Origin of the sequence: Finegoldia magna (assembly GCF_018371055.1) — a bacterium.
Classification (GTDB): Bacteria; Bacillota; Clostridia; order Tissierellales; family Peptoniphilaceae; genus Finegoldia; species Finegoldia magna_I.
Map to the genome: position 1 here is coordinate 1 of NZ_JAGYZD010000126.1, position 5,018 is coordinate 5,018.

Genomic DNA, 5,018 nt, shown 5'->3' on the forward strand with positions numbered 1-5,018 from the left:
AAAATGTTTCACGTGAAACATTTTGATTCAAAAATAGAAAAACATCTTTTTCCCTCCCTTAGCAATCAAAATCCCACGAGAAATAATATTTTCCTCTTTTACTCTTAAATCTCAGCAAACAAAAAGCAGATACCTTGATTGACTAATGAATATCATCTATCGAAATAAAAATATTCTTCTACTTTTAGCAATTACAGTAAACTTGTCCCTGTCTTTATATTAAATTCGGTTTTCTGCTTATTATGAAGTATTTCCTTCCCTCTCTAGTAGCAATCAAAATCCCACGAACAATTCTATTTCTTACCTTTTTAAGCAAAATCTGCGCAAACAAAAAGCAGATTACCGCGATTGACGGAAAATATCATCTGGAGAAAACAACCTCAAATTCAAGCGAAGTGAATCGTTAAGAAATTGCACTGTCTGAGCGTTGGCGAGTTTGCAATTTCAGATTCACAAGCTTAGAATTTGCTTGTTTTCGTAAGCTAGATATTTGAGCCAATCCGGTTTTCTGCTTATTATTGTGAAGTATTCTTTCCTCTCTAGTAGCAATCAAAATTCCATAAACACGACTACTTTTTCCTTTTTTTTCGTAAATCTAGCGAAACAAAAAAGTAGAATACATTTTTGTTAAGAATATCATACGTAATAAATTGTTGTGATTTTACATCGAAGAACCACGTCAAAAATCCAACTGTTTGAGAGCATAGCTCGAGTTTTGGATTTTAATGGTTCGAGATTTACAAATCATCAATTTATGGAGTCTAGATATTCGTGCAAAAATGTTCTTCTACTTTTAGCATTTGCGATAATATTGTCCCTGTTAATAGTCAATTCGGTTTTCTGCTTATCATTGTGAAGTATTTTTAACTTAAATTTTCTTTGTTATAGTGGGTTTTTCTTTGGTTTGCCGCCACCTCGTGGGTATTTCTTAGGAGTTTCTTTGATTTTCTTGATTACAACCAAACTTCTATCCTCGTCATCTATTTTGTAATCAATAGTTTGCTCTATCTTGCCGCCGAGGATTTTGATTGCGTTCTCTCCTACGTCTGTTTCGTCGGATTTTCCTTTCATGGCTATCATGTATCCTCCGACTTTTACAAATGGTAAACAAAACTCAGCTAACGTATCAAGCTTTGACACTGCTCGTGATATGCAGTAGTCGTATTGTTCTCTGTATTCGGCAGTTCTCGTGCATTCTTCTGCTCTTTCGTGGACTGCTTTGATGTCTGTAAGTTGCAGTTCATCTATAACATCCTTCAAGAAATCAACTCTTTTTCTCAAACTGTCGAGCAGTGTGAACTTCAGATCATTTCTCGCGATTTTTATTGGAATTGCAGGAAATCCTGCACCAGTACCCACGTCAATTATAGTTTTGTTTTCCTCAAAATCGAACAAATTCAATACATACAAGGAATCCACAAAATGTTTCACGTGAAACATTTCTTCATCAGTGATCGCAGTCAAATTCATTACTTTGTTCTTTTCCAACACTAAATCCATGTATTTTAACAGCAAATCTATTTGATTGTCATCCAATTGTATTTCGTAATCGTTCAATATTTCTTTTAGTGACATTATTTCTTCCTCGTTTCCATATAAATCAATAAAACGTTGATGTCAGAAGGACTTACACCGCTAATTCTGCTCGCTTGACCCAACGATTCTGGTTTGATGTCATTAAGTTTTTGTACAGCTTCATTGGAAAGCCCCATAACTTCCTTGTAATCCTCGATCATATCCAGTTTTCTGTTTTCGAGCTTTTTAAATTGCTTGATTTGGCTCATTTGTTTTGCAATGTAGCCTTCGTATTTGATGTGAGTTTCCACTTGTAGTCTCAAATATCTAGGCAGTTCTGGTCTATCAACGTCAAATTCTTCTGTTTTATCGTAAGTTAATTCTGGTCTTTTGATTAAATCCAACAAAGTTATGCCTGTTTTAAGTTCAGATGACCCAAGTTTTCTCAATTTTTCGTTGGTTTCTTCTGTTGGAGTCACCATGATTAACTTCAATCTTTCGATTTCCTCGTCAATCGTCTTCTTCTTGTGAAGCATTTTCTCGTATCTTTCATCTGTCGCAAGTCCTATCTCGTGTGCTCTTTCAGTAAGCCTCAAATCAGCGTTGTCTTGTCTCAAAGTCAAACGATACTCGCATCTGCTTGTCATCATTCGGTATGGCTCGTTAGTTCCTTTGGTTACCAAATCATCTATCAATACGCCAATATATGCGTCTGATCTATCCAATACGAATGGCTCTTTGCCAAGCAAATTCATAGCAGCATTGATTCCAGCGATAATCCCTTGACCGGCTGCTTCTTCATATCCGCTGGATCCGTTGATCTGTCCTGCAAAGAACAAATTATTTATTTCCAAATGTTCCAAAGTCCTCTTTAATATAGTAGGATCGATGCAATCATATTCGATTCCGTACGCACTTCTCATAAATCTCACGTTTTCGAAACCAATGATTGTCTTGTACATTTCTTTTTGTACTTCTTCTGGAAGAGTCGATGACACACCTTGAATGTACATTTCCTTCGTACTCAAACCTTCAGGTTCCACAAATACTTGATGCTCGTCGCGGTCTGGAAATCTAACGATTTTGTCTTCAATCGAAGGACAATAACGTGGCCCCACACCCTTCACAATACCTGCATACATCGGAGATCTCTCCAAATTATCCTCAATAATTTGTTTTGTTTTAAGTGTAGTGTAGGTCAAATAGCAGTTTTCTTGCTTCTTTGAAATATCCTTACCATCATTCAAAAATGAAAAAGGAATAACATCGTCATCACCAGGTTGCACAGTCATCACTTCGTAGTTCAAACTGTCCTTGTGAACTCTCGCAGGCGTACCAGTCTTGAATCTTCTAAGCTCAATTCCCAAATTTTTCAAAGAATCCGACAATTTCTTGGATGATTTCATACCGTGAGGGCCAGATTCATAAGTGTATTCTCCCATCATCACAAGCCCTTTAAGATATGTCCCAGTCGCAAGAATCACAGCACGTGTCGGAAAAATAGCACCTTGTGCAGTTGTAATCGACTTTATTTTGTTGTCCTCAACGCCAATATCCACGACTTCAGCTTCAATCAAATCCAAGTTTTCTGTGTTTTCCAACACACTTTTCATCTCATCGTGGTATTTTCTCTTGTCTGCTTGCACTCTAAGTGAGTGAACAGCAGGACCCTTGGAAGTGTTCAACATTCTCGATTGAATGTACGTCTTGTCGATAACAAGACCCATCTCACCACCCAATGCGTCAACTTCCTTCACCAAGTGACCCTTTCCAGTGCCACCAATGTTTGGATTACATGGCAAATCAGCCACAGAATCCAAACTTATACTCATAATCGCTGTTTTTAATCCCAACCTCGCTGTGGCAAGAGCAGCCTCGCAACCAGCGTGACCGGCACCCACAACCACAACATCGTAGGGATTTTCATAATATAATCTATCCATTTTATTTACCTATACAAAAATCGCTAAAAATCTTATTCAACACATCATCATCAACCGTTTCCCCAGTGATTTCTCCCAAGATTTCCCACGCATTACGCAAATCAACCTCGAAACAATCAATAGGAACTCCAGCTTCCATATCGTGTAGAGAACTCTCCAAAGATTTAATAGCTTTGTTAATAATATCTCTATGTCTAATGTTAGTAATAATATTGTCGTTATTTGCTTCAATATATCCATCATTAAACATCTCTATAATCTTGTTTTCTAAATCCTCGATACCCTCGTTGTTTTTGATTGAAGTGTGAATAACCTCGATTCCTTCCAAGTTCTCATCGAAATCAAATCCACCATCCAAATCAATCTTGTTCAACAAAACAATCGACTTTTTATCTCTAATAAGATCCAAAATCTTCCTATCTTCATCGTCAAACTCTCTCGAAGAATCAAAAATCGCAATAATCAAATCCGAATCAGAAATAAAAGACACAGATTTTTCAACACCGATTTTCTCCACGATATCCTCAGTATCTCTAATACCAGCAGTATCGTTAATCTTCAGACTTATTCCGTCCAAATCAATGTATTCCTCGATGACATCACGAGTAGTTCCTGGAATATCCGTAACAATAGCCCTGTTTTCCTTCAACAAAGCATTCAACAAAGAAGATTTGCCTACATTTGGCTTACCAATTATCGTAGTATTGATACCATCTCTGATAATTCTACCTCTGTTTGCACTCTCAGAAAGCTTTTTAAGCTTATCCAAAACTTCCTTGCCCTCGTTCAAAACAGGAGTGTTGTCCAATTCGTCCTGCATATCTTCAGTAAAATTAATAGAATACTCCACATGAGATAGCATATCCAACAATTGGTCTCTCAACTGTTTGATATTTCTGTTAACACTACCCTCCAACTGTTTCATACTCACAGAGTATGCCTTGTCAGTCTTCGCCTTAATCATATCGATAATCGCCTCAGCTTGAGACAAATCAATCCTACCGTTCAAGAAAGCCCTCTTAGTGAACTCACCAGCCTCAGCAAGTCTTGCACCGTTGTTTAACAGAACTTCCAACACCTTTCTCACAGCGACAACTCCACCGTGAGTGTAAATCTCCACGACATCCTCACGAGTGTAAGTGTGAGGAGCCTTCATATAACAAACCAAGACCTCATCGACGATTTCATTATCGTCAACAATGTGGCCATAAGTCATTTTTCTATTTATAAAATCAGCATTATCATTAGCCCTCTTGAACACAGAATCAAGCACATCCACACAACCCTCTCCAGTCATTCGAACAATGCCAATTCCTGCTTCACCAGTAGCAGAGCTAATAGCTGCAATACAATCGTCCATATTTAGTCTATCCTTTCATTCTTTATAGCAATATTATATTATATCATACAAAAAGATTACAAATAAATAAGACCGTAATTTCAACAAATTAAACATCCCACAAAAAAAGACCACATACCAAAAGATATGTAGTCTTGTAATTTATTTTCTTTTAATAATAACTCTTCTATTAGGCTCATTGCCTTGAGAGAATGTATTCA

Annotated in this window: 3 protein-coding genes; all 3 read right to left on the reverse strand. The window is 37.1% G+C overall.

All coding sequences use genetic code 11. The features are described 5' to 3' along the window. Positions 1 to 882: 882 nt before the first annotated feature. Genes rsmG through mnmE form a run of 3 tightly spaced genes read right to left on the reverse strand, consistent with a single transcriptional unit; the run spans position 883 to position 4,818 of the window. The gene (gene rsmG / locus KHW44_RS06285) at positions 883 to 1,575 is read right to left on the reverse strand and encodes a 16S rRNA (guanine(527)-N(7))-methyltransferase RsmG (RefSeq protein ID WP_304067317.1); all 693 of its coding nucleotides are present in this window, start codon (positions 1,573 to 1,575) and stop codon (positions 883 to 885) included. Further along, positions 1,575 to 3,458, reverse strand: coding sequence for a tRNA uridine-5-carboxymethylaminomethyl(34) synthesis enzyme MnmG (gene mnmG / locus KHW44_RS06290; protein ID WP_304067320.1), 1,884 nt, complete (start codon positions 3,456 to 3,458; stop codon positions 1,575 to 1,577). The genes rsmG and mnmG overlap by 1 nt, the downstream gene beginning before the upstream one ends. Before the next feature lies 1 nt (position 3,459). Further along, positions 3,460 to 4,818, reverse strand: coding sequence for a tRNA uridine-5-carboxymethylaminomethyl(34) synthesis GTPase MnmE (gene mnmE, locus KHW44_RS06295; RefSeq protein WP_304067323.1), 1,359 nt, complete (start codon positions 4,816 to 4,818; stop codon positions 3,460 to 3,462). Positions 4,819 to 5,018 lie beyond the last annotated feature (200 nt).